General features: G+C 62.0%; 26 protein-coding genes. 12 read left to right on the plus strand and 14 right to left on the minus strand.

Features of this window, described 5'->3' with window-relative positions; genetic code table 11:
• Nucleotides 1-17 precede the first annotated feature (17 nt).
• Nucleotides 18-1,106, plus strand: a complete 1,089-nt coding sequence (locus JNO51_RS05960) for a methyl-accepting chemotaxis protein (RefSeq protein ID WP_215782100.1) — start codon at nucleotides 18-20, stop codon at nucleotides 1,104-1,106.
• A 58-nt stretch (nucleotides 1,107-1,164) separates the two neighbouring features.
• Here the strand turns inward: JNO51_RS05960 and JNO51_RS05965 are convergent, their stop codons facing one another.
• From JNO51_RS05965 to JNO51_RS05975, 3 genes are read right to left on the minus strand one after another with little or no spacing between them, the layout of a single operon-like run.
• The gene (locus JNO51_RS05965; RefSeq protein ID WP_215782101.1) at nucleotides 1,165-1,935 is read right to left on the minus strand and encodes an ABC transporter substrate-binding protein; all 771 of its coding nucleotides are present in this window, start codon (nucleotides 1,933-1,935) and stop codon (nucleotides 1,165-1,167) included.
• A 1-nt stretch (nucleotide 1,936) separates the two neighbouring features.
• Complete coding sequence (locus JNO51_RS05970; protein WP_215782102.1) at nucleotides 1,937-2,512, minus strand: NnrU family protein; 576 nt, start codon at nucleotides 2,510-2,512, stop codon at nucleotides 1,937-1,939.
• 10 nt (nucleotides 2,513-2,522) lie between these two features.
• On the minus strand, nucleotides 2,523-3,152 hold the full coding sequence (locus JNO51_RS05975; RefSeq protein ID WP_215782103.1) for a LysE family translocator: 630 nt from the start codon (nucleotides 3,150-3,152) through the stop codon (nucleotides 2,523-2,525).
• Nucleotides 3,153-3,371: 219 nt separating this feature from the next.
• On the opposite strand from JNO51_RS05975, the gene JNO51_RS05980 reads away from it, so the two are divergent.
• A complete protein-coding gene (locus tag JNO51_RS05980; RefSeq protein WP_215782104.1) occupies nucleotides 3,372-5,045 on the plus strand; it encodes a long-chain-fatty-acid--CoA ligase in 1,674 nt (557 codons plus the stop codon).
• Between the two features lie 14 nt (nucleotides 5,046-5,059).
• Here JNO51_RS05980 and JNO51_RS05985 read toward each other — a convergent pair whose 3' ends face one another.
• Nucleotides 5,060-6,082 carry a LacI family DNA-binding transcriptional regulator gene (locus JNO51_RS05985; RefSeq protein ID WP_215782105.1) on the minus strand — a complete coding sequence of 341 codons (1,023 nt, stop codon included), beginning with the start codon at nucleotides 6,080-6,082 and terminating at the stop codon, nucleotides 5,060-5,062.
• Between the two features lie 143 nt (nucleotides 6,083-6,225).
• Here JNO51_RS05985 and JNO51_RS05990 point away from each other — a divergent pair, with 143 nt between their 5' ends.
• From JNO51_RS05990 to JNO51_RS06000, 3 genes are all read left to right on the plus strand, one after another.
• Entirely contained in the window at nucleotides 6,226-6,726 is a 501-nt protein-coding gene (locus tag JNO51_RS05990) for a gluconokinase (RefSeq protein ID WP_215782106.1), read from the plus strand.
• 40 nt (nucleotides 6,727-6,766) lie between these two features.
• Nucleotides 6,767-8,056 carry an MFS transporter gene (locus JNO51_RS05995; protein ID WP_215782107.1) on the plus strand — a complete coding sequence of 430 codons (1,290 nt, stop codon included), beginning with the start codon at nucleotides 6,767-6,769 and terminating at the stop codon, nucleotides 8,054-8,056.
• 168 nt (nucleotides 8,057-8,224) lie between these two features.
• Nucleotides 8,225-9,589, plus strand: a complete 1,365-nt coding sequence (locus tag JNO51_RS06000) for an aspartate aminotransferase family protein (protein WP_215782108.1) — start codon at nucleotides 8,225-8,227, stop codon at nucleotides 9,587-9,589.
• Here the strand turns inward: JNO51_RS06000 and JNO51_RS06005 are convergent.
• The 10 genes from JNO51_RS06005 to JNO51_RS06050 form a co-directional block, all read right to left on the minus strand.
• Nucleotides 9,582-10,307, minus strand: a complete 726-nt coding sequence (locus JNO51_RS06005; RefSeq protein ID WP_215782109.1) for a glycosyltransferase family A protein — start codon at nucleotides 10,305-10,307, stop codon at nucleotides 9,582-9,584. The genes JNO51_RS06000 and JNO51_RS06005 overlap by 8 nt on opposite strands.
• Nucleotides 10,304-11,524: a glycosyltransferase gene (locus tag JNO51_RS06010; protein ID WP_215782110.1), complete on the minus strand. Its 1,221-nt coding sequence runs from the start codon at nucleotides 11,522-11,524 to the stop codon at nucleotides 10,304-10,306. Before JNO51_RS06010 ends, JNO51_RS06005 begins: the two co-directional genes overlap by 4 nt.
• A gap of 6 nt (nucleotides 11,525-11,530) precedes the next feature.
• Nucleotides 11,531-12,115, minus strand: coding sequence for a DedA family protein (locus tag JNO51_RS06015; protein WP_215782111.1), 585 nt, complete (start codon nucleotides 12,113-12,115; stop codon nucleotides 11,531-11,533).
• Between the two features lie 167 nt (nucleotides 12,116-12,282).
• Nucleotides 12,283-13,719 (minus strand): gamma-aminobutyraldehyde dehydrogenase, encoded by a 1,437-nt coding sequence (locus JNO51_RS06020; RefSeq protein WP_215782112.1) that lies wholly within the window; start codon nucleotides 13,717-13,719, stop codon nucleotides 12,283-12,285.
• Between the two features lie 23 nt (nucleotides 13,720-13,742).
• The gene (locus tag JNO51_RS06025; protein ID WP_215782113.1) at nucleotides 13,743-14,564 is read right to left on the minus strand and encodes an ABC transporter permease; all 822 of its coding nucleotides are present in this window, start codon (nucleotides 14,562-14,564) and stop codon (nucleotides 13,743-13,745) included.
• Nucleotides 14,554-15,480, minus strand: a complete 927-nt coding sequence (locus JNO51_RS06030; protein ID WP_252346198.1) for an ABC transporter permease — start codon at nucleotides 15,478-15,480, stop codon at nucleotides 14,554-14,556. Before JNO51_RS06030 ends, JNO51_RS06025 begins: the two co-directional genes overlap by 11 nt.
• A 3-nt stretch (nucleotides 15,481-15,483) precedes the next feature.
• Complete coding sequence (locus tag JNO51_RS06035) at nucleotides 15,484-16,497, minus strand: ABC transporter ATP-binding protein (RefSeq protein ID WP_215782114.1); 1,014 nt, start codon at nucleotides 16,495-16,497, stop codon at nucleotides 15,484-15,486.
• Between the two features lie 56 nt (nucleotides 16,498-16,553).
• Nucleotides 16,554-17,708: an ABC transporter substrate-binding protein gene (locus JNO51_RS06040; protein WP_252346199.1), complete on the minus strand. Its 1,155-nt coding sequence runs from the start codon at nucleotides 17,706-17,708 to the stop codon at nucleotides 16,554-16,556.
• A gap of 302 nt (nucleotides 17,709-18,010) precedes the next feature.
• Entirely contained in the window at nucleotides 18,011-18,916 is a 906-nt protein-coding gene (locus JNO51_RS06045) for a LysR family transcriptional regulator (RefSeq protein ID WP_215782115.1), read from the minus strand.
• 81 nt (nucleotides 18,917-18,997) lie between these two features.
• Nucleotides 18,998-20,911, minus strand: coding sequence for a KUP/HAK/KT family potassium transporter (locus JNO51_RS06050; protein WP_215782116.1), 1,914 nt, complete (start codon nucleotides 20,909-20,911; stop codon nucleotides 18,998-19,000).
• A gap of 289 nt (nucleotides 20,912-21,200) precedes the next feature.
• Between JNO51_RS06050 and flgB the strand changes: the two genes are divergently transcribed.
• From flgB to JNO51_RS06085, 7 genes are read left to right on the plus strand one after another with little or no spacing between them, the layout of a single operon-like run.
• Nucleotides 21,201-21,611, plus strand: coding sequence for a flagellar basal body rod protein FlgB (gene flgB, locus JNO51_RS06055; protein WP_215782117.1), 411 nt, complete (start codon nucleotides 21,201-21,203; stop codon nucleotides 21,609-21,611).
• A 5-nt stretch (nucleotides 21,612-21,616) separates the two neighbouring features.
• A complete protein-coding gene (gene flgC / locus JNO51_RS06060; RefSeq protein WP_215782118.1) occupies nucleotides 21,617-22,027 on the plus strand; it encodes a flagellar basal body rod protein FlgC in 411 nt (136 codons plus the stop codon).
• Between the two features lie 18 nt (nucleotides 22,028-22,045).
• Entirely contained in the window at nucleotides 22,046-22,777 is a 732-nt protein-coding gene (locus tag JNO51_RS06065) for a flagellar hook assembly protein FlgD (protein ID WP_215782119.1), read from the plus strand.
• Nucleotides 22,778-22,809: 32 nt separating this feature from the next.
• A complete protein-coding gene (gene flgE, locus JNO51_RS06070; protein ID WP_215782120.1) occupies nucleotides 22,810-24,075 on the plus strand; it encodes a flagellar hook protein FlgE in 1,266 nt (421 codons plus the stop codon).
• 25 nt (nucleotides 24,076-24,100) lie between these two features.
• Nucleotides 24,101-24,841: a flagellar basal body rod protein FlgF gene (locus JNO51_RS06075; protein ID WP_215782121.1), complete on the plus strand. Its 741-nt coding sequence runs from the start codon at nucleotides 24,101-24,103 to the stop codon at nucleotides 24,839-24,841.
• A 30-nt stretch (nucleotides 24,842-24,871) separates the two neighbouring features.
• The gene (gene flgG, locus JNO51_RS06080) at nucleotides 24,872-25,654 is read left to right on the plus strand and encodes a flagellar basal-body rod protein FlgG (protein ID WP_215782122.1); all 783 of its coding nucleotides are present in this window, start codon (nucleotides 24,872-24,874) and stop codon (nucleotides 25,652-25,654) included.
• A 30-nt stretch (nucleotides 25,655-25,684) separates the two neighbouring features.
• The gene (locus tag JNO51_RS06085; RefSeq protein ID WP_252346200.1) at nucleotides 25,685-26,359 is read left to right on the plus strand and encodes a flagellar basal body L-ring protein FlgH; all 675 of its coding nucleotides are present in this window, start codon (nucleotides 25,685-25,687) and stop codon (nucleotides 26,357-26,359) included.
• The last annotated feature ends 10 nt before the right edge of the window (nucleotides 26,360-26,369 follow it).

The raw sequence follows: 26,369 nt of genomic DNA on the forward strand, positions 1-26,369 counted from the left end.
TCGAAGAGGGGGAAAAGATGACAACAAGATATCAAATGGTGGCCAGCCAACTGGCTGGTGCCGCCTTGTGTGGCGCGGTGGCGCTGGCGGCCATGCTGCTGCCGCAGGCCGGCCTGACGCTCTGGCTGCCGCTGCTGGTGGTGGCCGTGCTGTCGGCACTGGCGCTGGCCTGGTGGGTGGGAGGGCGTCTGGATGCGCCCCGACAGTCGCTGCAGCGCGAGTTTGATGCCTTGCAGGCACAGTGGTCGGCGCTGAGCGAGCAGGCGCGCCGGAGCGCGCAGGCTGCCACCGATGCCGCGCATGCCCTGGCCGGCATGACCGAGCAGGTCGGCAGCAGCGTGCAGCAGCAGGCCGACTCGACCCGAGAGGCGGCGGCGACCATTCAGCAGATGACCGTCAGCATCAATCATGTCACCAATAGTTCCGGCAAGGCCTCCCGCATGGCGCGCGAAGCCGGGGAGATCGCCAGCCAGCGCGTGCTGGAAGTGATGCAGTCCTCCGAGGCCATGCGGGCGGTGGCGGACAAGGTACAGGCCACCTCGCATCGTATCGAAGCCCTGACCAGTCAGGTGGAAAAGATCGGCAATATTGTGGGGGTGATTGTCGATGTGGCCAATCAGACCAATTTGCTGGCCCTCAATGCGGCCATCGAAGCGGCGCGTGCCGGCGAATTTGGTCGCGGCTTTGCCGTGGTGGCCGATGAAGTCCGCAAGCTGGCCGAGCGCAGTGCTGTTTCCGCACAGGAAATCACCACCATGATCCAGACCATTCAGCAGGAGGCCGGGTCGGTGGTCGAGAGCATGCAGCAAAGTCTGGAAAGTGTGCTGCAGGTCAGTGAGGGGGCTGCCCAGAGTGCCGAGTCCATGCAGGGTATCCAGGACAGTTCGCAGACGGTGGTCGGGTCGATCGAGACCATCAATGGCAGTCTGCGCGAGCAGCGCATGGCCAGCATCGAACTGGCACAAAAGGTGGCGGCTACTGCGCAGCTGGCCGAGTCCAATATTGAGGTCGTCACTCAGCTGCGCCAGACCTCGGATGATCTGCTGCAACTGGCGCAAGGCCTGGGCCGCAATCTGGCACACGTACCACAGGCCGTTCCTGCCTGAGAGACGTCAATCTTCAGCCTGGCCGCGCGAAGTCTTGTGCGCGGCAGGCTGCCCCGCTTCATTTCCAGTCAGACAGACCATAGCGCGCCAGGATGCGGCGCAATTGACCATTCTTGCGCAGCCGGCGCATGCCCTCGTCCAGCATGCTGGCGTAGGTCACCGAGGCCGGGTTGGCCGGCGAGAAGGCAATATAGTTTTTTTCCGTACCGGTATCGTAACCGGCCAGCACCACCTGTTGTGTCAGCCCGGCACGATGGATGGCGTACTGCATGACGGTCTCGTCATCCACGACCGCATCGACCCGCCGATGGATCAGCATCTGCAGGTTGTGCTGCAATGGTTGCTCGCCGACGCCGACATAGACGCGATCACGATGATCGCGTACGTACTGATTGATGGCCTGGGAGTAAGAGTAGTCCTTGATCACCGCCAGCGTGACCTGCTTCAGGGAGTCCGTCGACTGAAAGCGCCAGGCGCTGTCCTTGCGGACATAGAAAGCCTGCCGGCCTTGCCCCAGTTCTTCCTGCGGGATGACAAAGCCGGCAATTTCACTGCGCTGGGCCCCGATCACACCGTCGCATTTGCCCGTGCGGGCGTCACCGATCGCTCTGGCCCACGGGGTGCTGCGAAAAACGATGGCAATGCCCTTGGGCTCGAAGATGGCCTTGAGCACATCGATGGCATAGCCGTTATGGTTGATGCCATCGCCGTTGAAGGGCATCCAGTCGTCGGCTTCGAAAGTGAGTGTCAGGTGAGCTGCCTGTACGGCCACCGACCAGAGCAGCCCGAGCAGACAGATCCCTGTTCGCAGGCGCCAGTGTGGAGTCATTTCACAGTACCGCCACACCGATCAGACGCTGGTGCAGGATCAGAACAAAAGCCAGCCAGGCCACCAGTGCCAGCGCCGCACACAGCAGGTCGCGACTGAGCTGGCCGGGCGGGTAGCTGACACCGGCTTCGCGGTCACGTTTGAGCGACACCAGCAGCAGGGTCAGCGACCAGACAAAGAATGTGCCGAACAGAAGCAGGGCGGCGGGTCTGGCATTGAACAGCAGGTGCAGTCCCGACCAGAGTACCAGTCCGAGATTCATCGGATGGCCGATGCGCTGTTTGATGTGCGTGCCCGGAATCTGGCTGGCCGTCAGCAGAATGAAGGCCAGCAACATGCCAAGCAGCATGCCGTGGCGCGCGGCAAAGGGGAGTTGCCAGTACAGGCCGGGCAGGCTGCGTGCTTCGGCATAGCCACGCACGATCAGTACCAGCCCGAGCAGTGCCGCGACCGAGTGCATCCCACGCCAGCGCAAGGTGCCGAACCGGGCGATTTGGGCCTCGCGCCAGGCCGGTGCCAGCAAGCGCAGAGAGTGAATGCCGACGAACAGCAGCAGACCGGTCAGAAGTTGGCTCATGATGTGGTGTCTATTTGGCCTTCAGGGTCAGGAGTCCGGCCCCCATGGCAATGAACAGGCCGCCGGTGGCGCGACGGAAGCGTGCCGACTGCATGGCATCCGCCAGATTGCCCCCTACCAGATGACCGGCCAGGGCATAAGTCATCAGGGCGGAGAACGACATGCCCATGAAGGTCAGCGACAGCAGGATCAACTGCGGCAACAGCGGTTGCTCATGCACGATGAACTGGGGAAACAAGGCGGTGATGAACAAAATGGCCTTGGGGTTGGACAGCGCCAGCAGCAGACCTTCGCGATACAGCGCCATCCGGGCGGGATGACTGTTTTGCGTGCGGGTCACCTGCTGCCGACTGCTGCCGCCAGCGCGCCACTGCTTGATACCCAGCCAGATCAGATAGCCAGCGCCGGCCAGTTTCAGCAGCAGGAACAGGGTCGCCGAGGTGCGCAGCAGTGCACCCAGGCCGATGGCACTGGCGCTGATCAGCACCAGCAGGCCGGAGATATTGCCCAGGGAGGACAGCACGGTACGGCGCCAGCCATACAGGGTGCTGTTTTGCAGGGCCAGCATGACTGCCGGACCGGGCGTGAACACGGCGGCCAGTGCCGTCACGCAGAAGAGGAGATAAAGCGTGGTATTCATGCTGGCTTCCTGATTGCAAGAATAGGTAGTCTACAATCGATTATTCCATATGCAAATCCTGTCTTGCCGGATGGCCGTGGCGCGGTGGCAGCCTGATGTCTGTTTTACTTGTGCATCGGCCGGCAAGTGCTTAATCTATTGGGTCTTTTTATGCGTTTGGTATCAAAAATGACCGGTTATTGCCGGCATTTTTGTTTCAAGATCGAGGAGGTAGGCGCAATGGCGGTAGACAGGATCTGGCTGAAATCGTACCCGGCGGGGGTGCCCGCGGATGTCGATCCCTCTGTCTATGCGTCGCTGACCCACTTGCTGAATGAGTCATTCGCCCGCTATGGCGACCGCGTTGCCTACACTTGCATGGGGCAGTCTCTGCGCTACCGCGAGCTTGGGCAGCGGTCGCAGGCGCTGGCGGCCTGGCTGCAGTCACTCGGCCTGGCGCCCGGCAGCCGGGTGGCCATCATGATGCCGAACCTGCTGCAATACCCGCTGGCCGTCGCGGCCATCCTGCGGGCCGGCATGACGGTGGTCAACGTCAATCCGCTTTATACCCCGCGTGAACTGGCGCACCAGCTGAATGATGCCGGTGCCGAAGCGATTATCGTGCTGGATAATTTTGCCGCCACGCTGGCGGCGGTGATCGATCAGACGCCGGTGCGGCATGTGCTGTTGACCGGCATCGGCGATTTGCTCGGTCCGCTGCGAGGTCCGCTGATCAACCTGGTGGTACGCAAAGTGAAAAAGATGGTGCCACCCTATCAGTTGCCGCAAGCGCACTGGTTCAAGGCGGCACTGCAGCAGGGGCAACATCTGCCGCTGCGCGAGAGCGAGCAGGGGCATGAGGACATTGCCTTCCTGCAATACACCGGCGGGACGACCGGTGTGGCCAAGGGGGCGATTCTGACCCACGGCAACATCCTGGCCAATGTGCTGCAAAATGATGCCTGGGCGGCGCCGGTCCTGAAGGACATTGATGAGCAGCTTGGTGTGCTGTGTGCCTTGCCGCTCTACCATGTGCTGTCGCTGACCGCCTGCATGATGATGGGTACCAAGTGGGGCGCGCATACCGTGTTGATTCCTAATCCGCGAGACATGGCGGGACTGGTCAAGGTGTTGTCGCGTCATCGTCTGCACTTCTTCCCCGGTGTGAATACCCTGTTCAATGGTTTGCTGAATCAGCCGGCGCTGGCCAGGGTGGACTTTTCGGCCCTGAAAATTACCCTGGGTGGCGGCATGGCGGTGCTGCAAAGTACCAGCGACCGCTGGCAGGCCAGAACCGGCACCCCGATTCTCGAGGGGTATGGCCTGTCGGAAACCTCCCCTTGTGCCACGCTGAACCCGCATGACATCAAGGGCTTCACCGGGGCCATCGGTTTGCCGATCCCCTCGACCGAAGTGGCGATTCTCGACGATGACGGGCGGCATCTGCCGCTAGGCGAAGCGGGGGAGATTGCCATTCGCGGTCCGCAAGTGATGCGGGGCTACTGGAATCGTCCGGAGGAAACCGCCCGGGTCATGACGGCGGACGGGTTTTTCCGCACCGGGGACGTGGGCGTGATGGATGCCGCCGGGTTCGTGCGGATTGTCGATCGCAAGAAAGACATGATTCTGGTGTCGGGATTCAATGTCTATCCGAATGAAATCGAGGCTGTCGTCTCGACCCATCCGGGCGTGCAGGAGTGTGCCTGCATCGGGGTGCCCGATGCGCAAAGCGGCGAGGCAGTGAAGTTGTTTGTGGTGCGGCGCGATGCCAGTCTGGACGAGGCGGCTTTGCGACAGTTCTGCCGCGAGCAACTGACCGGCTACAAACGCCCGCGCCATATTGTCTTCCGCAGCGAGCTGCCCAAGACCAATGTCGGCAAGATTCTGCGTCGCGCCTTGCGGGATGAGGTCTGAGGGGCAGGCGGGGACTAGCTGCTTTCTCTTGCCATCAGCCGGAAGCCCAGATCCAGGGCAGACGGCTGATCCTGCCCGGCAATGGCCAGGCGCAGCATGCGGGCGGCCTGGCGACCGATATCGTAGCGCGGGGTGGCGATGCTGGTCAGGGCCGGGCAGGTCCAGGCTGAGGCGGCCAGATCGTTGAAGCCCGCAATCGCCAGCTGTTCGGGTACGCGCAGGCCCTGGCGCTGGCAGGCATACAGCATGCCCTGGGCCAGGTCGTCGTTGCAGCAGAATACGGCATCGCTGTCCGGGTGTTCGGCCAGCAGCATCTGCAGCAGCTCGGCGCCCAGTCCGACTGAAGAGGGTGTTTCGACCCAGATTTCCCGCGACCGATCTTGCAGTCCTGCCCTGGCCAGCGCCGTGCGGTAGCCTTCAGCCCGCTGGCGGGTACGGGGGTCGGACTGGGCGACCACATAGGCAATGCGGCGATAGCCCCGCTCGATCAGGTGCCGGGTCAGTGCCTCGGCGGCGGCGCTTTGCGACAGACCGACCGAGCGACTGCCAGGCGTCTCGTCCAGCTCCATCATGGTGACGATGGGCAGGCGGCTGTCTGCCAGCAGCTGTCGGGTGCGCGCACTGTGGTCGACACCTGTCAGCAGGATACCGTCCGGATTGTGGCCGAGAAATGCCTCCAACTGACGCTCTTCTTCCCGTTCCGAATAGTGGGTATTGCCGATCAGCATTTGCATGCCATAAGGCTGCAGCTCTTCGTGAATCCCCCCCAGGACATCAACAAACACTTCGTTGGTCAGCGAAGGCACCAGTACCAGTACATTGCCCGAGTGGGCCGAGGCCAGTGTGCGTGCGGCATGATTCGGGCGGTAGCCCAGCGTTTCGACCGCCTGGGCAATACGATCGCGCAGCGCCACGGAGACCCGTTCCGGGGTCTTGAGGGCGCGCGACACGGTAATGGCGCTGATATCCAGCGCCCGCGCCACATCCTGCAAGGTCACGCGACCGGTAGCGCTGTTGCGGGGTTTGCGTTCTGCCATGGTGGCGATTCTACTGGAATCCCGGCGGCAAAGATCATTCTGTCAGGCAAATCTGCTTTGCCATTCTCAAATGTTAGCGCTAACATCAGGAGGCTTCTTTTTCAATCAACAGACATTTCTGTCTCTCACAGGTGGCAAAGGCAATGCGTGATCAATGTTTGGTGGTAATGGGCGTTTGCGGTAGCGGCAAGAGCGAGATCGGCGCACGCCTGGCAGAGGCACTCGGCTATCGCTTTATCGAGGGTGACGACTATCACCCTCAGGCCAATCGCGACAAGATGGCGGCCGGTCAGGCGCTGGATGATCAGGACCGTCAGGGCTGGCTGCAACAGCTGTCGCAGATCCTGGCTGAGGCATGCAGGCAGGGAGAGGGCGTGGTGCTGGCCTGCTCGGCACTGAAGCGTCGCTATCGCGAGGTGCTGCGTGAAGGCGCCCCCGATCTGCGACTGGTCTATCTGCGCGCCACGCCGCTGCTGGTGGCGGCGCGCATGCTGGAGCGGCAGGGGCATTTCATGCCGGTGGCGCTGGTGGACAGCCAGTTTACCGATCTGGAAGTGCCTGAGTTCGACGAGCGTGCACTGACCTGTCCGGTCGAGCTGCCCCCGCAGCAGATTGTGGATTCGATTCTGAGCGCACTGGCTTAGTCACCGGCGCTTATTTTGCAGCACACACGGAGAGAAAAACATGAAACAGGGAAATCAGGCAGCCTTGCCAAGGCTGCGTTGGCGGATCGGTGCTTTGCTGGGTGTCGGGGTATTAATCAACTATCTGGATCGCATCAGCGTATCGGTGGCCGGGCCGCAGTTGCAGCAGGCGTTTGACCTGAGCAATCAACAGCTGGGCCTGCTGTTCAGTGCCTTTTTCTGGACTTATGCCATGTTGCAGATCCCGGTCGGCATGGTGCTGGACAAGTTTGGCGTGACCAGGGTGGGCCGCTGGGGGGCCTTTCTCTGGGTCGTGGCTTCCTGCATCACCGCCTTCGCCGGCGGCTTTGCCGGCCTGTTCGCCGCCCGTGCCCTGCTGGGGATTGCCGAGGCCCCGGGGTTTCCGGCCAGTGCCAAGGCAACCGGCTACTGGTTCCCGCGGCGTGAGCGTGCCATGGCTACCGCCTTGTTTGATGCGGCGGCAAAATTTTCCAGCGTGATCGGCGTACCGCTGGTGGCTTATGCCGTGGTGACCTTTGGCTGGCGCTGGGGCTTTGGTGTGACCGCCCTGCTGAGTCTGGCCTATTTCCTGGCCTTCCTGTTGTTCTACCGTGATCCCAGTGCCCATCCCGCGCTGAGTACCGAGGAATATGATTACATTCGCCAGGGGGGTGCGGCTGCCGAAGGGGAAAGCCAGGCGGGTTCGCTGACGACCCTGGGTTATCTGCTGCGTCAGCGAAAGATCTGGGGGCTGACCATCGGCTTCGCTGCCTACGGCTACTCGTTTTATCTGTTTCTCACCTGGTTGCCGGGCTATCTGGTGCAGAGCATGCATATGAGCATTCTCAAGTCGGCCGGTTTTGCCGCGATTCCCTGGCTGTGTGCCACGGTGTCTGATCTGCTGGTCGGCGGCTGGCTGATCGACCATCTGGTGCAGCGCGGACTGGATGAAACCAGGGTGCGCAAAGCGGTACTGGTTACCGGCATGCTGTTTGGGCTGGCCGTGTTCGGCACTGTCCTGACGCAGGATCCGTACTGGGCGATCGGCTGGATTTCGCTGGCCCTGTCCGGTCTCGCGGCGGCGGCACCGGTCAGCTGGTCCCTGCCATCGCTCATCGCCCCGCGCGGCGCCACCGGCACAGTCGGCGGCATCATGAACTTTGCCAACAATATGATGGGGGTGGTGGCGCCGATCGTGACCGGCTTCATCGTCGGTGCCTCCCATTCGTTTACCAATGCCTTTCTGGTGGCCGGTGTGGTGTTGCTGCTGGGCATCTTTGCTTTTGTGGTGTTGCTGGGGCGCATCGAGCCGATTGCAGATCCGGCGTGATCTGGCCAGCGTGTCCGCTGCCGCTGACGTGTTACTCCGCAGCGGTCCCGGGGGGACGCGCCGTTGTTGGCGGCAGTGACCGTGGCTGGCCTCTCGAATGGTATGGCGCATAGTGCGATGAGTAATGCATACTTTTCGCATTCCCCATGACGACGATCAGGAGCAGCCATGCCTACCCGTGCCGGACTCGACTGGGCGCGTGCCCAGCACTTGTACGCTGAAGAGCGTGCCGCATTTGCCGCCGCGCGCCCTCGTTCCAGGGCGCTGGCGCAGGCGGCTGCCGGGCATCTGTTGTTCGGTGTCCCGCTGCACTGGATGGATGACTGGTCAACGCCGTTTCCGCTGTCCGTGAAGCGTGCGCAAGGGGCTGGTTTCGAAGATGTGGATGGCCACTGTTATGCCGATTTCTGTCTCGGTGACACCGGGGCCATGTTTGGCCATTCGCCCGCGCCGGTGGCGCAGGCCCTGGCACGGCAGGGGGCACAGGGTCTGACAGCCATGCTGCCGAGCGAGGATGCGCCCTGGGTGGCGGCCGAGCTGGCGCGCCGTTTTGGCCTGCCGTTCTGGCAGTTCGCCATGACGGCATCCGATGCCAATCGTTTTCTGCTGCGCTGGGCGCGGGCCATCAGCGGCCGGTCACAGATTCTGGTGTTCAATGGCTGTTATCACGGCACGGTCGACGATGTCTTTGTCGATCTGACGCCACAGGGGCAGCCGGTCATGCGCGACAGCCTGCTGGGTCAGGTGTTCGATCTGACGCAACACACCCGGGTGGTGGAGTTCAACGACCTGACGGCGCTCGAGGCCGCCTTGCAGGATGGTCAGGTGGCCTGTCTGCTCGCCGAGCCTGCCATGACCAATATCGGCATGGTCTTGCCTGAGCCTGGCTTCTGGCAGGCGGCACAGGATCTGTGTCGACGCCATGGCACCCTGCTGGTGCTGGACGAAACCCATACCATCAGCAGCGGTCCGGGCGGCTATGCCCGGGCGCATGGCCTGTCGCCGGACATGCTGGTGCTGGGCAAGCCGGTCGCCGGAGGGCTGCCTTGCGCGGTGTACGGCTTCAGCGCCGAGGTGGCGCAAAGGGCCGAAGCGGCCAAGCGGGCAGCGCCTGCCGGCCACAGCGGCATCGGGACGACGCTGACGGCCAATATGCTGGCGATGGCGGCCATGCGGGCCAATCTGTCCGAGGTGATGACCGAGGCGGCCTATCTGCGCATGTTCGAGCTGGCCGCCCGGCTTGCCCAGGGCCTGCGTGCGGTGATTGCCCGTCATGCGGTGCCCTGGTGCGTGACCCAGGTGGGCGCCCGCACCGAGTTTCAGTTTGCCCCCCGGCCGCCGCGTAATGGCAGTGAGGCCGGTGCCATTCTGGATGGTGAGCTGGAGCACATGATTCACCTCTATCTGCTCAATCGCGGGCTGTCGATCACCCCGTTCCACAACATGATGCTGGTGTGTCCGGCGACCCTGGAGGCCGATGTCGACCGGCTGATCGCTGCCTTCGATGCTTTCCTCTCCGCCGTGACTATCTGACGTCGCGGTAGGCGTTGGTCGTCGGGCGCTTGAGGACGACCTCCGACATGAAGTTCATCATGTAGCGCATGGCGGTCATGACGAAGCCTTCTTCGTCCAGCCGCCGTGCCGAGGTCGGCATGATCAGTCCCATGTCGAAAATCACCCGGCCGACATCGGCCAGGCGCCGGGCAATATTGGTGTCCTCACCGTAGAAGGCAATGTTGGTGTCAAAACCGCCGATCTCGACCAGCGCGTTGCGGCGGGCGGCGAAGTTACCGCCGACGGCCATGTACTGGGTGAACAGATAGGTCGGTTTGGCCAGCATCAGCCAGTACAGCCTGACCAGGGCGCTCTTGAATTTCGCCAGATCGTAATAGGTATAGGGGCCGCTGACGCAGACGGCATCCGGTCTGGCCTGATACAGGTCCAGTACCCGGCCCAGCCAGCCGGGGGCCATGCGGGTATCGGCATCGATATAGGCCAGGATCTCGCCCTGCGCCTCCTCCAGGCCGCGCTGACGCGCATGGGTCAGGCCCTTGCGCGCCTCATGGATCACACGTACATCGGCAAATCCGGCCGCGACCTCGGCGGTGCGGTCGGTACTGGCATTGTTGATGACGATGATTTCAAACGGCCCGCGTGCGGCCTGCGCCCGGGTTTCGCGCAGGGCATGGCGCAGGCAGTCCGCCAGGTAGTCTTGTTCGTTGTAGGCCGGAATGATCAGGCTGAGCTTCATGGCTGTGCTCCTTGTGGCAGGGGGACGAGGGGGACGGGCAAGGCAGCTGCATCGGCATAGAGGGCTTCCCATGCCGAGACAATGGTGTCGAGGGCATAACGCCTGGTCTGCTGTTGCGCCTGCAGACCCATGCGCCGGCGGCGCGGGCCATCGGCCAGCAGCCCATCGAGCTGACGGGCAAAGTCTTCGGCATCACCTGGTGCGGCCAGCAGGCCGCTGCCCTCGGTGACATATTCCGGCAGCGCCAGCGCATCGGCGGCGACGACCGGCAACCCGCTGCTCATGGCCTGCAGCATGACCATGCTCTGGGTCTCCGAGGTGCTGGCCAGGGCAAAGACATCGGCGGCCTGAAACAACTCGGCCAGTGCCGGCTTGTCCAGCGTCCCGACAAAGCGCACCTGGGCTTCGATGCCCAGCTCGCGGGTCAGACTCTGAAGCCTGTCGCGCTCCGTGCCATGTCCTGCCAGGATCAGCAGGGCGGCCGGATGCCGGCTGCGCAGTCTGGCGAGCGCCTGGATCAAGACGTCGACATGCTTTTCTCTGGCCAGGCGACCGGCGTAGACGATGGTGGCGTCGCTCAGGCCCAGTCTGGCCTTGAGCTGCTGGCGCACGCTGGCATGAACCGGGCTGAACAGCGTGGTGTCGATCGGGTTGGAGAGCACCCGGTGGGGGGCTCGCAGCCCGTGTTGCAGCATGTCTTCCAGTACCGAGTGCGACGGGCCGGTCACCAGCTGGCAATGGTTGTAATAACTGGTGACGGCATTCAGGCTGGCGTGACGCACCCAGTCGGCCGGCAAGGGGACATAGCCCGAGAAGGCGCCGATGGCCCAGTGGTTGGTGCCGATCAGCGGCAGCCGGAGCCGTCGCGCCGACAGGCGTGCCTGCAGACCGGCGCCGAGAAAAGTGTGAGTGTGGATGAGCTGCGGGGCGAAAGCCCGCAGGCGCCGGCTGACCAGTCCGCTGGGGACAAACAGACGCGATTGCCCGGTCGAACCGGGTGCCTTGAGCGACAGTTGGCGCAAGATGGTCACATTCGGACCCAGGTCGATTTCCCGGCAGGGGACATTGGCCAGCCGGAAGTCCTGGCGACTGGCACGGGGGGCGACGATCATCAACTGGTGCCCACGTTCTCCCAGGGCTCGGCAGGTGAGCATGATCGAGTCCTGAATGCCACCCAGTTCCGGGTAGAAGCTGTCGGTGAAAACGGCGATGCGCATGATCGGTCACTCCTCCGGCAGGTGGGGCAGGATGTGGTAGCGAATCCAGAGCCAGGCGGCCAGCAGCAGGCCGGCACCGGCCAGGCAGCTGAATAGCCACAGCGCATGGTCGATGCGCTGGAAGGCGGCGCCGCCGAAATAGCCCAGCCCGGCAAAGATGGCCACTTTGGGCAGGGTGGCGAGCAGGTTCCAGCCAAGGAAGGGCAGAAAGGGCAGCCGGGCCGCACCGGCAGCGATCAGCACCAGAAACCCCATGGCATGAGTGAGCTTGCCGGCCACCAGCAGACGCCCGGCATGTTGGCGCAGATGCGCCTGCAGCCACAGTGCGCGCTTGCGCCGCAGCAGGCCGCGCCGGCCTCGCCAGACCCGGGACGGGACTCGCCCCTGTCGTCCCAGCATATACAGCAGGGTATCGCCGCTCAGATCGGCGAGCACGGCCAGCAGGCCAATGCCCGGCAGGGAGACCAGTCCCTGGGCGGCCATGAAGCCGGCCAGCACCGTGGCCAGCGGCCCTTCCAGTACCATGGCGGCGAACAGCGCAGGCCAGCCATAGAGCGGCAGCGCGGCAGGCAGCCAGGCGGCAAGGATCAACGGAGGTTCTCCGCGCAACGGGGGGGTGCAAACATGGCCTCCTCCTTCTGTTCCGGCATCGCTGAGGCCATGCTAAAGGGCAATTGTTGCAATCAGATGGCGTCGGATCAGGCGGGGGCAGGCGAGGGAAGCGCCCGGCAACCAGGCGGCTGCCGGGCTGAAGGTGCTTAGTGCTTGATCATGATGTGGCGTGCCACGCTGTAATCTTCCAGGGCGTACAGCGAGAGGTCCTTGCCGTAGCCGGAGCGCTTCAGGCCGCCATGCGGCATTTCACTGACCAGCATGAAATGCGTGTTGACCCAGGTGCAGCCATATTGCAGCGCCGAAGACACCCGCATGGCACGGCCGACATCCCGGGTCCAGACCGAGCTGGCCAGGCCGTAGTTGGAGTCGTTGGCCCAGGCGATGGCCTGCTCTTCGCCGTCGAAGCGGGTGATCGACACCACCGGACCAAAGACCTCGCTGCAGACGATTTCGTCAGTCTGGCGGGCGCCGGCGATGACCGTCGGCTGGAAGAAGAAGCCATTGCCGCTGCCTCGCTGGCCACCGGCCGTGATCTCGATATGACTTTGCTGCTGGGCGCGCTCGACGAAGCTGGCGACGCGGTTCAGTTGCCGCTCGGAAATCAGCGGCCCCATTTCCACGCCCTCATCATGCTGCTTGCCATACTGGATGCCGGAGACGGCACTGGACAGTTCCGCCACCAGCTTGTCGTAAATCTTGCTGCTGGCGTAGAGGCGGCAGGCTGCAGTGCAATCCTGCCCGGCATTGTAGTAACCGAAGGTGCGAATGCCGGCCACCACCTCTTCCAGATCTGCATCGTCAAACACGATCACCGGAGCCTTGCCGCCCAGTTCCAGGTGGGTACGCTTGAGCGACTTGGCCGCGGTTTCCAGAATGCGGGTCCCGGTAGAAACATCACCGGTCAGGGAGATCATGCGCACCTGCGGCTGGCTGATCAGCGGGCTGCCCACCGTGTCGCCCCGACCCAGGACCACGTTGAAAACCCCGGGCGGCAGGATGTTGGCGCAGTATTCGGCAAGTTTCAGGGTGGACAGGGGGGTCTGCTCGGAGGGCTTGAGCACCACGGTATTGCCGGCAGCCAGTGCCGGTGCCATTTTCCAGGCCGCCATCATCAGCGGGTAGTTCCAGGGGGCGATGGAGGCCACCACCCCGAGCGGATCGCGGCGGATCATGCTGGTGTGGCCGGCCAGGTACTCGCCGGCCAGCAGGCCGGTCTGGGCCCGGACCGCCCCGGCGAAAAAGCGGAATACATCGGCCACGGCGGGCATTTCATCCGCCAGCGCCAGGGCATAGGGCTTGCCGCAGTTCAGGGACTCGAGGCGGGCAAATTCGGTGGCATGGGCATCGATGACCTCGGCGATCTGCAGCAGCATCTGAGCCCGGTCCTTGGGCGTGGTGCGAGACCAGGCGACAAAGGCGGCATCGGCCGCCCGTACCGCGGCCTGTACCTGTTCGAGCGAGGCTTCGGCAATGCGGGCGATGCATTCGCCGGTTGCAGGGTTGATCACCGCTTCCGGATGACCTTCGCCCTCGACGAACTGGCCATTGATCAGCAGGCGGGTTTGCAAGGTTTTTTCCATGGTTCAGCCTCTATGGGTCAGGGTTATTTGCCGCTGCCGGCAATGTCTTCGGTGCCCCGGGTCAGGCGCCATGCGGCGATGATCGGGAGCGTGGTCAGGAGCATGACAGTCAGTGCCACCACATTGGTCACCGGCACATCCCGCGGGCGGGTCAGCTGATTGAGCAGCCAGATGGGCAGCGTGACCTGATTGCCGGCGGTAAAGGTGGTGACGATGATTTCGTCGAAGCTCAGGGCAAAAGCCAGAATGCCGCCTGCCAGCAGGGCGGTGGCCATCTGGGGCAGCAGTACATGGCGGAAGGTCTGCCACGGGTCGGCCCCGAGGTCCATCGATGCTTCGATCAGGTTGTAGCTGTTGCGCCGCAGCCGGGCAATCACATTGTTGTACACCACGACGACGCAGAAGGTGGCATGGCCGATGGCGATGGTCCAGAAACCCGGCTCGATGCCTCCCAGTCGGAATGCCGACAACAGGGCCAGACCGGTAATGATGCCGGGCAGGGCAATCGGCAGGATCAGCATCAGGGTGAGCGTCTCTTTGCCGGGGAAGCGGTGGCGGTAGAGTGCCCCGGCAGCCAGGGAACCCAGCAGCAGTGCCAGCAGGGTCGCCGCCAGGGCAATCCTGAACGACAGCCCGATGGCCGCCAGCACGTCGGCATTGGCGAAGGCCACGCTGAACCAGTGCAGGGTGAAGCCCTTCATGGGGAAGCTGTAGGCGGCGGTTTCGGTGTTGAAGGCATACAGGGCGATCATGGCGATCGGCAGGTGCAGAAAGCCCAGCCCTCCCCAGGCCAGCAGGCGCAGCCACCAGGGCGCCTGATCGGCGTTGTTTGGCTTATAGCGCATCGAAAGCTCCCAGACGTTTGGCCACGCTCAGGTACAGCGCGATGATCAGCACCGGCACCAGCGTGAAGGCGCCGGCCATCGGCAGATTGCCGATGGCGCCCTGCATGCTGTACACCATGGTGCCGATGAAGTAGCCCGACGGGCCGAATAACTGCGGAATGATGTAGTCCCCCAGGGTCAGGGAGAAGGTGAAGATCGAGCCGGCCACCACCCCGGGAAACGCCAGCGGCAGGATCACGGTCCGGAATGCCTGCCAAGGGGTGGCGCCCAGATCGGCTGCGGCCTGGGTCAGGTTAGGCGGCACACGTTCCAGCGAGGCCTGGATCGGCAAGATCATGAAGGGCAGCCAGATATAGGTGAACACGGTAAATCGTCCGAGATTGGAGGTGGAGAGCGAATTGCCGCCAATCCACGGCAGCGAGAGCAGCCAGTCGACAAAGCCACTCAGACCGAAGGTGCGGTAGAACCAGTACACCAGTCCGCCCTTGGCCAGGATCACGGTCCAGGAGTAGGCCTTGACAATGTAGCTGGCCCACATCGGCAGCATGACGGCCACGTAGAAGAAGCCCTTTTTCCAGCCTTTGGCGTAGCGGGCCATGTAGTAGGCCAGGGGAAAGGCCAGCAGCGCCGAGGCGAGGGTGACGGCCAGCGCCATGCCCAGGGTGCGCAGGATGACATCGATATTGGCCGGCGACAGCAGATTGCGATAATTGTCGAGCGTCAGCACCGGACTGACGTTCATGGTGAAGTCATCGAAGGTGAAAAAGCTCTGCAGCAGCAGGCTGAACAGCGAGCCGAGATAGACCACGCCGAACCAGAGCAGCGGCGGGGCGAGCAGCATCAGCAGCCACAGTCTCGGGCTCAGGTAGAGCCGGTCGATCAGGCTGCGGTGCCAGGCGGGATGCGTCAGCTTCATGGCTCAGGCTCCCAGGACATGCATGGCTTGATGTGGCCAGCACAGATGGATCGGCATGCCGATGTGCAGACGCTGCTCTTCGTCATCCAGGTTTGGGCTGACCACGGCCAGTACCTTGCCGTTCGTTGCCCGGACTTCGAAGCGGCTGACTGCCCCCAGATACTGAATGTCGATCAGTTCGCCCTGCAGACCGATTTCCTCCCCGGCCGGTGCGCTCTGGCTCAGCCGGATGCGCTCGGGCCGGATGGAAAAGGGTTGCGACTGCCCGCACAGGGCCTGGGCCATCGCGGCATCAAAGACATTCGAGGTGCCGACGAAATCGGCGACGAAGGCGGTCTGTGGCCGGGTATACAGGACGCGCGGCGTGGCGACCTGTTCGATCCGCCCCAGATTGAAGACCGCGACCCGGTCCGACATCGACAGCGCTTCACCCTGATCGTGGGTGACATAGATGAAGGTAATGCCCAGCTGTCTTTGCAGGGCCTTCAGTTCGATCTGCATTTGTTCGCGCAGCTTCAGGTCCAGGGCGCCCAGCGGCTCGTCCAGCAGCAATACCCGCGGTTGATTGATCAGTGCCCGTGCCAGGGCCACACGCTGGCGTTGACCGCCGGACAGGGCCGCCGGCCGCCGACTGGCGTGGTCGCCCAGCTTGACCATGTCCAGCAAGGTCTGGGCGCGCTGCCAGCGGGTGCGTTTGTCGACGCCCTTGACCATCAGCCCGTAGGCGACATTGTCGAGGACACTCATGTGGGGAAACAGGGCGTAATCCTGGAATACCGTATTGACGTCACGGCGGTAGGGCGGCAGTCCGGCCGCTTCCTGACCGAAAATGCGCACCGAGCCGGCAGTCGGCTGTTCAAAGCCGGCAATCAGGCGCAGGCAGGTCGTCTTGCCGGAGCCCGACGGGCCGAGCATCGAGAAGAATTCGCCCTCTTCGATGCGCAGATCAACATTGTCCACGGCGCGCACTTTATCGAAGGTGCGGCTCAGATTCTGGAATTCGACAGCGTAGGTCACGATGGTCTCGCTTCTTGAGATGGCCGGTTCGCCCGCAGCGAACCGGCCGGTTGCGCTCAGCGTCCGCCCATGATGGCGATATAGTCAGCCGTCCAGCGGCTGTAGGGCACACATTGCCCCTGCTTGCAGCTGGCGGTCGGCGTTTTCCAGAAGTGGATCTGGGCAAATTTGTCGAAACCATTGCTCTTGCAGAAGGCCGTGCCGCCCGGTGCCTTGGTGTTGCAGGCTGCCGGCACCACCGGGTTGGATCCGAACCATTCTGCCAGGGCCGATTGCAGATTCTTGTTCAGCGACCACTCCATCCACTTGTAGCTGCAGACCGGATGCTTGGCCTCGCTGGCCAGCATGGTGGTATCGGCCCAGCCGGTGGCGCCTTCCTTGGGAATGGTTTCACCGATCGGGAATTTCTCCGCCGTCAGGCTATTGACGGTGTAGCCCCAGGCGCTGGTCGCCGCGATGCCCTCGTTCTTGAAGTCATTCATCTGTACGGTGACGTCATGCCAGTAGCGGTGGGTCAGCTGTTTTTGCTGGCGCAACAGCTTGAGCACCGCGGCATACTGGGTTTCGTTCAGTTCGTAGGGGTCCTTGATGCCCAGTGCCGGGTTCTTGGCCATCAGGTACATGGCGGCGTCGGCAATATAGATCGGACCGTCATAGGCTTGTACCCGGCCCTTGTTCGGCTTGCCGTCCGGCAGGGTCATCGGCTCGAAGACCACGTTCCAGCTGCTTGGTGCCGTCTTGAAAATCTTGCTGTTATAGGCCAGGAAGTTGGCCCCCCACTGATAGGGCGTACCGTAGTGCTGGCCGTTGACGGTAAACCAGCTGCCGTTCTGCAGCCGGCTGTCCAGGGTCTTCCAGCTGGGAATCAGGGCGGTGTTGATCGCCTGCACCTTCTTGCCGTAGATCAGTCGCAGCGAGGCGTCACCCGAGGCGGTGACCAGATCGTAATTGCCCGATCCCATCAGCGACACCATCTCGTCGGAGGTGGCTGCGGTTTTGACATTGACCTGGCAGCCTGTCTGTTTTTCAAATGCCGTGACCCAGTCGTAGTTCTTGTCGTTGGCACCGCGTTCGATGTAGCCCGGCCAGGCAATGATGTTGAGCTGGCCCTCGCCGGCACCCAGATGGGTCAGCGGTGCGGCCTGGCTGGCCGGGAAGGTCAGGACGCCCAGCGTCAGCAGACCGGCTTTGATGTGCATCGTCTTGAACATGTTTCTCTCCTGTGTAGCGTTACGTAGCTAACTGACATGTAGAAGCGCGGCAGATCTGCGTCTGCCTATGCTCGTTGCATCATAAGAAAGCGTCTGATTTCGAGCTAATGCTCCAGACCTATAGAAACGTTCGGTTTTTCAGAATGCAGCCAGGCAAGGGAGGGAAGGCTGATGCCGACTAGCTGAATTGGGAGGGGGTGCAGCCGGTTGCTGGTGGGCCGGCGGTGCCGGAGGGGGGAAATTTGTTCTGAATTTCCGAACGGTGGTGGTGTGTATTCGGTAAATTAGATTGCTAAATCGCCTCAGCCACGGCCCCGGCTATGTTCGCGGGCAATCAGCAAGAAATGGCGGGTGATGTCGGACAGGCGTGAGCCGCGACGCCAGGCAATGCCGAGCTGCAGCGAGGGCATGGTTTCCTGCAGGCTGCGCACCTCCAGCCGGTCGCCATCCAGCGACCAGGGGCGGTAGAGCATGTCTGGCAGGATGGCCAGCCCCTCGCCACTGGCGACCAGACTGCGCGCCCCTTCGACCGACTCGGTGCGCAGCACGACGTTGGGGCGGTGGCCGGCCTGGCGCCAGGACGAGGTGATGCTGTCTTCCAGTTCATCCAGCCGCAGCATGACCAGTGGTTCACTGACCATTTCCGTGATCGAGATGGCGCCGAGTTCCAGCAGGGGATGGTTGGTCGGCAGCCACAGGCGGTAGGGCGATTCCATCAGGGTTTCTGCCTCGATGGCCTGGCGATTCTGGATGTTGGAGACGATCAGCACGGCAGCATCCAGTTCGCCGTTGACCAGCAGATGCTCGATATAGTCGCGCTGGTCTTCGATGACCTTGACGTCGACCTTGGGAAAGGTGCGGCGATAGCGGCCCAGCAGATAGGGCAGGAAATAGCCGGTCACCAGGCTGGTGACCCCCAGGTTGAGTTGACCGGTCATGGTGTCCGGCCGGGCGGAGAGGGCTTGCTGCGCATTGCGCACACTGCCGAGGATCTGATGGGCATGGCTGAGGAACTGGTGTCCGGCATGGGTCAGTACCATACCGCGGGCGTGACGCTGGAACAGGGTGGCTGCCAGGTCGGCCTCCAGTGCCTTGATGGCTTCGGTCAGCACGGATTGCGACACATTCAGTGCGTGGGCGGCCCCGGTGATCGACTCGGCTTCGGCCACTGCGATGAAGTAACGAATGTTTTTCAGTGATAGCGCCATGACTCCCCCTGGCTGGCAGTATACGGAGGCGCAAGGCGAATGCTCAATGCTTATGTCTTTGTGATGCGCGGCGAAAAGGGCTTAACGCAAGTGGACGGGCATGATTTCCGAGGACAGCTGCACGTACACCCCCATACCGTAGTAGTAATAAGTTGGCTGCGAGACGGTGCGCAGGAACTGGAACAGGCGGAAGCCCATGCGTTTTGTCCGCCCCAGGGTGCGGGACGGCAGCAGGTTCTCGACGGCGACGTGTACGATCCAGTGCCGCCGGTCGGTCGGCAGGGCGATTTCCTTCTGCTGTGCCATTTCCTCCAGCAGGTTTTCCACGTTGGGTTCTTCCATGAAGCCGAAGCTGACGTTGACGCTGAGGATGCTGCCACGGCCCGGTGTCTGCTCGAAGACCGTGATCTGATAGCGGTTGCCGTGTACGTAGGGCACCTTGGGGTGGTTGACGGTCACGAAGATGAGGTTGCGCGGCAGGATGCCATAACGGTCCCAGATGAGCTGCAGCAGGGCCGGGGTATGGTCATGCAGGCGGTGTGGTGCACGCGGGATCATCAGAATGGCGTTGCGCTCGACAAAATGCCGGCTCTGGCGGTGCAGTTCGATCAGCTCGGTCATGTTCATGGTGTGTTTGCGCGAGTAGGCCGCCGAAGTGGCCTGCCTGCCCCACTGCCAGGTGACCATGACGATGAATACCACCAACCCGATGCTGATTGGTACATAGCCGCCCTCAAGGAATTTCAGACTGCTGGCACCGAGAAAGGCGCCATTGACGGCGGTGATCGGGACCCAGACCAGCCTTGCGCGGGCGCGGGTCCATTGCCAGTGCTCCTGCGCGATGGGCAGCATGGCGCTGGAGGTGATCAGCATGACCCCGGCAACAGCCAGGCCATAGGCCGCCGCCAGGTTGTGGCTGGATCCGAAGACCACCACCAGGGTGATGCTGCCGAGGTACAGCGACCAGTTGACGAAGCTGATATAGATCTGGCCCGTGTGCTCGATATCGGTATGCACGATCCGCAGGCGCGGAAACAGGCCGAGACGAACCGCCTGCGACAGCAGGGAAAAGGTGCCGGTGATCAATGCCTGCGAGGCGATGATGGTGCTCAGGGTCGCCAGAATGATCATCGGGTAGAGCAGGGGCGGCGGCACCATGCTGAAAAACAGATTGGGCCAGTTCTGGCCCGGGTGAGCCAGAACGAAGGCGCCCTGGCCGAGATAGTTGAGCAGCAGGGCGGGGAAGACCACGCTGAACCAGCCCAGACGAATCGGGCGGGCGCCGAAATGCCCGAGATCGGCATACAGGGCTTCGCCACCGGTGACGCAGAGCATGACGGCCCCCAGGGTCATCAGCGAGGCGTGCCAGTGACGCTGCAGCAAAAACTGCAGGCCGTACCAGGGATTGAGTGCCTGCAGAATTTCCGGGGTGGTCATGATCTGCCGCAGTCCGAGCAGGGCGATGGACAGGAACCACAGGAGCAGCACCGGGCTGAAAATCTTGCTGATCTTGCCGCTGCCGACGGATTGCAGGGCAAAGAGCAGCGTCAGCAGTGCCAGGGTGATCGGCGTCACCAGCTCGCTCTGTCCGGGCAGTGCGATGTCCAGACCTTCGACGGCCGCCAGTACGCTGATGGCCGGAGAGATCATGCCGTCGCCGATCAGCAGGCCGGCACCGAGAATCAGGGCAATCAGGATCGGCCGGGTGCGCGATTGTCTGGCATTGCCGTACAGCAGGCTGTACAGCGCAAACAGACCACCCTCGCCATCATTGTCTGCCCGCAGAACCAGCAGGGCATATTTGAAGGCCACAATCAGGGTCAGTGCCCAGATCGCCAGTGAGGTGCCGCCGAGCACACTGTCTGGCGTCAGTGCCTGCAGTCCGGAGCCAAAGAAAATCTGGTGCAGCGCATAGAGCGGCGACGTGCCGATATTGCCGTAGACGATACCAATCGCCCCCAGGGTCGCAACGGCCAGTTTGCGATTCTCAGCCACGCCATGTCCCCATGTTCTCCCCGGCCGGGCCGGGTCTTTTAGGATTCTTAAGAGAATCATAGTCACACCAGACCCATTTTGAATATCTGTCGACCCTGTCCGCCATGGTGTTTCTCTTTTGCCGGGTGGCTGCAAGGCCTTGCCTGTCGGCGGCAATTCTTGCCGCTGACGGTGGGTTTGGGGCGGGCGATGGGTTTTTTGTTAAATAAAAACGATAAAAATCAATCACTTAATTATTTTATATTTTCTGGCATGCTTCCTGCTTTATATGTCGCACCAGGAGGAAGACATGTTCGACAAAATCGCCAATGACTTTAAGTTCGATCAACGCGCACTGAATCTGCGCGCGTATCGCACTGAAGTGCTGGCCGGCAATATGGCCAACGCGGAAACGCCTTACTACAAGGCTGTCGACTTTGATTTTGCCGCCACCATGAAGGCTCAGATGGATGGTCATGGCAGTGGCAAGGATCTGGCGCTGATGGCCACCGATCCGCGTCATTTCAGTACTAATCCTGGTGATGGTGGCGCCTCGGTGCCGCTGCAATACCGCAATGCGGTGCAGCCCAGTGTCGACGGCAACACCGTGGATATGGATGTGGAGCGTGGTGCGTTCATGGATAACGCCTTGCAGTATCAAAGCACGCTGACCTTCCTCAATCATCGTATTTCGCAGCTGAATCTGGTTCTGAAGGGCTGATTGCCATGTCTCTGACCAATGTTTTTTCGATTGCCGGTTCGGCGCTGACAGCGCAGTCCATGCGACTGAGCGTGGTGGCCAGTAATATCGCCAACGCCGAAAGCGCGACCAGCTCGACCGGGCAACCCTACAAGGGTCGTCATGTGGTGTTTACCGCCATTCCGGTGACGGCCACCCAGCCGCTGGTGGCCGGGGTGCGGGTCACCTCGGTGGTGGAAGACAAGAGCCCGCCGATTCTGAAGTACGATCCGGCCAACCCGCTGGCAGATGCCCGCGGCTACGTCAATATGCCCAACGTCAATCCGGTAGAAGAGATGGCTGACATGATCTCGGCCTCGCGTTCGTATCAGACCAACGTTGAAGTGATGAATACCGCCAAAACCCTGATGCAGAAAACACTGCAGCTTGGCCAGTAATACTGAAAGGAATGCATCATGACCGTCTCGTCTACCAGCCAGTCCAATAGCAGCAACCCCTACGACATTCTGAACGGCAACAAGAGTTCGTCCAGCTCCACGTCCGGCAGCAGTACCGACCCGACCAGCGCTCAGGGGATTCAGGATCGCTTTCTGAAGCTGCTGACGACCCAGCTGCAGGCTCAGGATCCGATGAATCCGATGGAGAACAGTGAGATCACCAGTCAGATGGCGCAGATCAGCCAGGTGACCGGGATGCAGAACCTGAATACCACCATGCAGTCGCTGCTGCAGTCGCAAATGGCGTCGCAGTCGCTGATTGCCGCCACCACGGTCGGACATAGTGCCCTGGTTGCCGGCAATACCATGGGCTGGGACGGCAATACCAACGGCAACAAGACCATGGGGGCGGTTTCGCTGGCAGGTTCGGCTCAGCAACTGAATATTTCGGTGCAGGACGCCAACGGCAAGACGGTTTCCACTTTCAGTGTGCCGAGTCCGCAAAACGGCATGAATTCCTTCGCCTGGGATGGCAAGGACAGCAGCGGCAACGTCCTGCCGGCCGGCAACTATACCTTTACCGCCACGGCCTCCAATCAGGGGACCGACGGCTCGGCCGTGCAGGTCAAGGCCACGACCTACAACTACAAGACCATTGCCGCGGTGAGCTTTGCCGCTAACGGGGCGCCGCAGCTGGTGCTGAGTAACGGCAAGACCGTGGCCATGTCGGATGTGGCACAGATTTCCTGAGTGGAAAACGGAACAGAGATCGGAGCAAGAACATGGGTTTCCAACAAGGTCTGAGCGGTCTGAATGCCGCCTCCAAGCAGCTGGATGTGATCGGCAACAACATTGCCAACGCCAGCACGGTCGGCTTCAAGGGCTCGCGCGCCGAGTTCGGCGATATGTATGCCAACAGCTTTTATGGCGTGGCCTCGACCCAGGCCGGTATCGGGGTGCAGACGCTGGATGTGGCACAGCAGATGACCCAGGGCAATATCACCACCACCAACAATAATCTGGATATTGCCATCAACAATAACGGCTTCTTCATCGTGAAGACCGGCGCTTCGACCAGCGGGACCAGTACCGGCACGCTGGAGTACACGCGCAATGGTGAGTTCAAGGTCGATAATCAGGGCTATATCGTGAATGGTCCGGATCGCCTGCAGGGCTGGGTAGCCAGCAATGGCGTCGTGACCCAGGGGGCGACAGCCGACCTGCAGCTGCAGACTTCGCTGATTGCCCCGAGCACGACCTCCAAGGTCACCATGGGCGTCAACCTCGACTCCCGCTCCACGCCGCCGACGGTCGCCTTCAGCCCGACCACGCCGGCTTCCTATAACTGGTCCAACTCGACCTCGGTCTATGACTCGCTGGGTAATGCGCACAACATGACCCTGTATTATCGCAAGCAGACCCCGACGGCGACCGGTACCGACTGGAGCGTGTATGCCTATGTCGATGGCAATGCCGCGTCGATTGGCGGCGGTGCGGCTGGTGCGGCGACCACGATCAATTTCGGCTTGACCGGTTCGCTGACCACGGCCATGCCGCTGGCTGTGTCGTATACCCCGCCACCAGCGACCCCGACTGGGTCAACCTCGCCGATTGCCTATACCCTGAGCTATACTGGTTCGACGCAGTATGGCCAGACCTCGGGTACCAACTCGCTGACCAATGACGGTTATGCGGCGGGCACCGTGTCGTCGATCAATATCGATTCGACCGGCATCATCCAGGCCACCTATACCAACGGCCAGACCAAGACGATTGGTCAGGTGGCCCTGGCCAACTTCACCAACCAGCAGGGGCTGCAGCCGGTGGGCAACAATCGCTGGACCCAGACCTATTCCTCCGGTCCGGCCCAGGTGAATGCCCCGGGGTCCGGGACCGCCGGTACGCTGCGCGATTCGGCGCTGGAAGCGTCCAACGTTGACCTGACCACCGAGCTGGTGAACCTGATTACCGCTCAGCGCTACTACCAGGCCAACGCGCAGACCATCAAGGCACAAGACACGATCCAGCAGACGCTGGTGAACCTGTAAGCCTGACCTGAGGGACGTCTGAATCATGGATCGGATGCTGTTTCTGGCAATGAATGGTGCGAAGCACGTCGAATGGCAACAGGCGACGACTTCCAACAATCTGGCCAACGTCAACACCAATGGCTTCAAGGCCGAGCAAGTGTCGTTTCGTGCCTTGCCGGTCATTGGCGATGGTGCGCCGACGCGGACTTATGTGGTCGACAACACCATCGGCACCGATCTGTCGCAGGGCGCGCTGCAGCAAACCGGCAACCAGAACGACTTTGCCCTCGGAACCCCGGGCTTCTTTGCCGTGCAGGGGCCGGATGGCAAGGAGGCTTACAGCCGCGCCGGCGGATTTGTCGTGGACAGTGCCGGCACGCTGCGCACCCGCGGCGGTTTGCCGATCCTCGGGGATGGCGGTCCGATTGTTGCCCCGGCGGCCAGCAAGATTCAGCTGATGACCGACGGCACGGTGGTTGCCATTGCACTCGGGGTGTCCAACCCGACCCCGCAAACGCTGGGGCAGATCAAGATGGTCAACCCCGGCCCGAAGACGATGTACAAAGGGGAGGACGGGCTGTTTCGCATGAACGATGGCTCGACGCCGGCCGCAGACCAGAACGTCAAGCTGGTGGTCGGTGCCCTGGAGGCCAGTAATGTGAATGCGGTCGACAGCCTGGTGCAGATGATTTCCCACGGGCGCATGTTCGACATGAACGTCAAACTCATGACGACCGCGCAACAGAATGATCAGCAGGCGACCCAGTTGCTCGCCATGGGCTGAACCGGATAAGAACAAGAAGGAATCAACGTCATGATGCGTTCTCTGTATATCGCCAAGACCGGTATGGATGCCAGCCAGTTCAAGCTGGATGTGGTGTCGAACAACCTGGCCAACGTCAACACCGTCGGCTTCAAGCGCTCGGTCGCCGAGTTCGAGGATCTGTACTATCAGACGCTGCGTCAGCCCGGCGCCCAGCTGCCGAACGGCTCGAATACCCCGACCGGCCTGCTGGTCGGTACCGGTGCCGCCGCGGTGTCGACTTCGCGTGATCATACCCAGGGCACGCTGATCAGCTCGACCAACTCCTACAGTCTGGCGATTTCCGGTGACGGGTTTTTCAATATCACGCTGCCGGACGGTACCACGGCCTATACGCGCAACGGCGAGTTCCGTCGTGACAACAACGGCAATATGGTGACCCCGCAAGGTTATCAGCTCAATCCGAACATCAATATTCCGGCGACCGCGACCAATATGACGGTCTCTCTGGCCGGGGTGGTACAATATTACGTCAACGGCAGCACCACGCCGCAGACCGCCGGCCAGATTCAGACCAGTACCTTCATCAACCCGCAGGGTTTGCAGAGTCTGGGTGAAAACCTGTATGCGCAGACCGCCGCCTCCGGTGATCCGCAGACCGGCAATCCTGGTACGGATGACCGTGGCCAGATCAAGCAGGCGTTTCTGGAAAACTCCAACGTCAATGTGACGCAGGAGCTGGTTGACATGATTACCGCCCAGCGCGCGTTTGAAATGAACTCCAAGGCCATCACCACTGCGGATCAGATGCTGCAGAAGCTGACGCAGATGTGATGCCTGTCTGCTAACGGAATGATGATGAGCATGAATCGTTTACTGGCCTGCCTGCTGACCGCGCTGCTGGCTGGCTGCACCATGCAGGAACCGCCGCTGGTTCAGGGGCCGATGACGGCCCGGCCCCAGCCGCAGCCGCAACTGCAGGCCAATAACGGCTCCATCTTTCAGACCAGTACCTATCGCCCCCTGCTGGAGGACAGCCGTCCTAGCCTGGTAGGGGATACCCTGACGGTCAATATCCAGGAACAGACCTCGACCTCGGCCACCGAGCAGGTGACCGAGAGCCGCGCGTCCACCTTGAACGAGTCGGTGACCGGTGGTGTACAACTGCCGTTCCTCACGGGTCTGGGCGCCGGTCTGGCCGGTACCAATCTGAATACTGCCGGCGGGGCGACCCAGACCGGCAAGGGCAGCAATGCCCTGGCAACCACCTTTGTCAGCTCGATCTCGGTGACGGTGATCGAAGTGCTGGCCAACGGCAATCTGGTGATCAGCGGGGAAAAGCAGGTGCGCATCAATGGCGATATCGAGTCGATTCGCCTCTCCGGTGTGGTCAATCCGCGCGATATCGATGCCACCCGTTCGGTCTCGTCACTCAAGGTGGCCGATGCGCGCATCGAGCAGGAAACCAAGGGGACCAACCGGCTGTATAACGAACCGGGCTGGATGACCAAGATCTTCCTGTCCATCCTGCCTTTCTGACCGGGGGAGC

It is taken from the genome of Paludibacterium sp. B53371, assembly GCF_018802765.1.
Lineage (GTDB): Bacteria > Pseudomonadota > Gammaproteobacteria > Burkholderiales > Chromobacteriaceae > Paludibacterium.

Excerpts from the sequence above, each read along its gene's own strand:
- JNO51_RS06000 (WP_215782108.1), top strand. The coding sequence starts at position 8,225 with ATGCCTACCCGTGCCGGACTCGACTGGGCGCGTGCCCAGCACTTGTAC.
- flgE (WP_215782120.1), top strand. The coding sequence starts at position 22,810 with ATGGGTTTCCAACAAGGTCTGAGCGGTCTGAATGCCGCCTCCAAGCAG.
- JNO51_RS05965 (WP_215782101.1), bottom strand. The coding sequence starts at position 1,935 with ATGACTCCACACTGGCGCCTGCGAACAGGGATCTGTCTGCTCGGGCTG.
- JNO51_RS06010 (WP_215782110.1), bottom strand. The coding sequence starts at position 11,524 with ATGCGCATCGCCGTTTTCACCGACAGCTTCTACCCGGAACTGGGTGGC.
- JNO51_RS06040 (WP_252346199.1), bottom strand. The coding sequence starts at position 17,708 with ATGTTCAAGACGATGCACATCAAAGCCGGTCTGCTGACGCTGGGCGTC.
- JNO51_RS06065 (WP_215782119.1), top strand. The coding sequence starts at position 22,046 with ATGACCGTCTCGTCTACCAGCCAGTCCAATAGCAGCAACCCCTACGAC.
- JNO51_RS06005 (WP_215782109.1), bottom strand. The coding sequence starts at position 10,307 with ATGAAGCTCAGCCTGATCATTCCGGCCTACAACGAACAAGACTACCTG.
- flgG (WP_215782122.1), top strand. The coding sequence starts at position 24,872 with ATGATGCGTTCTCTGTATATCGCCAAGACCGGTATGGATGCCAGCCAG.
- JNO51_RS06075 (WP_215782121.1), top strand. The coding sequence starts at position 24,101 with ATGGATCGGATGCTGTTTCTGGCAATGAATGGTGCGAAGCACGTCGAA.
- flgB (WP_215782117.1), top strand. The coding sequence starts at position 21,201 with ATGTTCGACAAAATCGCCAATGACTTTAAGTTCGATCAACGCGCACTG.
- JNO51_RS06030 (WP_252346198.1), bottom strand. The coding sequence starts at position 15,480 with ATGAAGCTGACGCATCCCGCCTGGCACCGCAGCCTGATCGACCGGCTC.
- JNO51_RS05980 (WP_215782104.1), top strand. The coding sequence starts at position 3,372 with ATGGCGGTAGACAGGATCTGGCTGAAATCGTACCCGGCGGGGGTGCCC.
- JNO51_RS06085 (WP_252346200.1), top strand. The coding sequence starts at position 25,685 with ATGAATCGTTTACTGGCCTGCCTGCTGACCGCGCTGCTGGCTGGCTGC.
- JNO51_RS05995 (WP_215782107.1), top strand. The coding sequence starts at position 6,767 with ATGAAACAGGGAAATCAGGCAGCCTTGCCAAGGCTGCGTTGGCGGATC.
- JNO51_RS05975 (WP_215782103.1), bottom strand. The coding sequence starts at position 3,152 with ATGAATACCACGCTTTATCTCCTCTTCTGCGTGACGGCACTGGCCGCC.
- JNO51_RS05985 (WP_215782105.1), bottom strand. The coding sequence starts at position 6,082 with ATGGCAGAACGCAAACCCCGCAACAGCGCTACCGGTCGCGTGACCTTG.
- JNO51_RS06020 (WP_215782112.1), bottom strand. The coding sequence starts at position 13,719 with ATGGAAAAAACCTTGCAAACCCGCCTGCTGATCAATGGCCAGTTCGTC.
- JNO51_RS05960 (WP_215782100.1), top strand. The coding sequence starts at position 18 with ATGACAACAAGATATCAAATGGTGGCCAGCCAACTGGCTGGTGCCGCC.
- JNO51_RS05990 (WP_215782106.1), top strand. The coding sequence starts at position 6,226 with ATGCGTGATCAATGTTTGGTGGTAATGGGCGTTTGCGGTAGCGGCAAG.
- flgC (WP_215782118.1), top strand. The coding sequence starts at position 21,617 with ATGTCTCTGACCAATGTTTTTTCGATTGCCGGTTCGGCGCTGACAGCG.
- JNO51_RS05970 (WP_215782102.1), bottom strand. The coding sequence starts at position 2,512 with ATGAGCCAACTTCTGACCGGTCTGCTGCTGTTCGTCGGCATTCACTCT.
- JNO51_RS06045 (WP_215782115.1), bottom strand. The coding sequence starts at position 18,916 with ATGGCGCTATCACTGAAAAACATTCGTTACTTCATCGCAGTGGCCGAA.
- JNO51_RS06025 (WP_215782113.1), bottom strand. The coding sequence starts at position 14,564 with ATGCGCTATAAGCCAAACAACGCCGATCAGGCGCCCTGGTGGCTGCGC.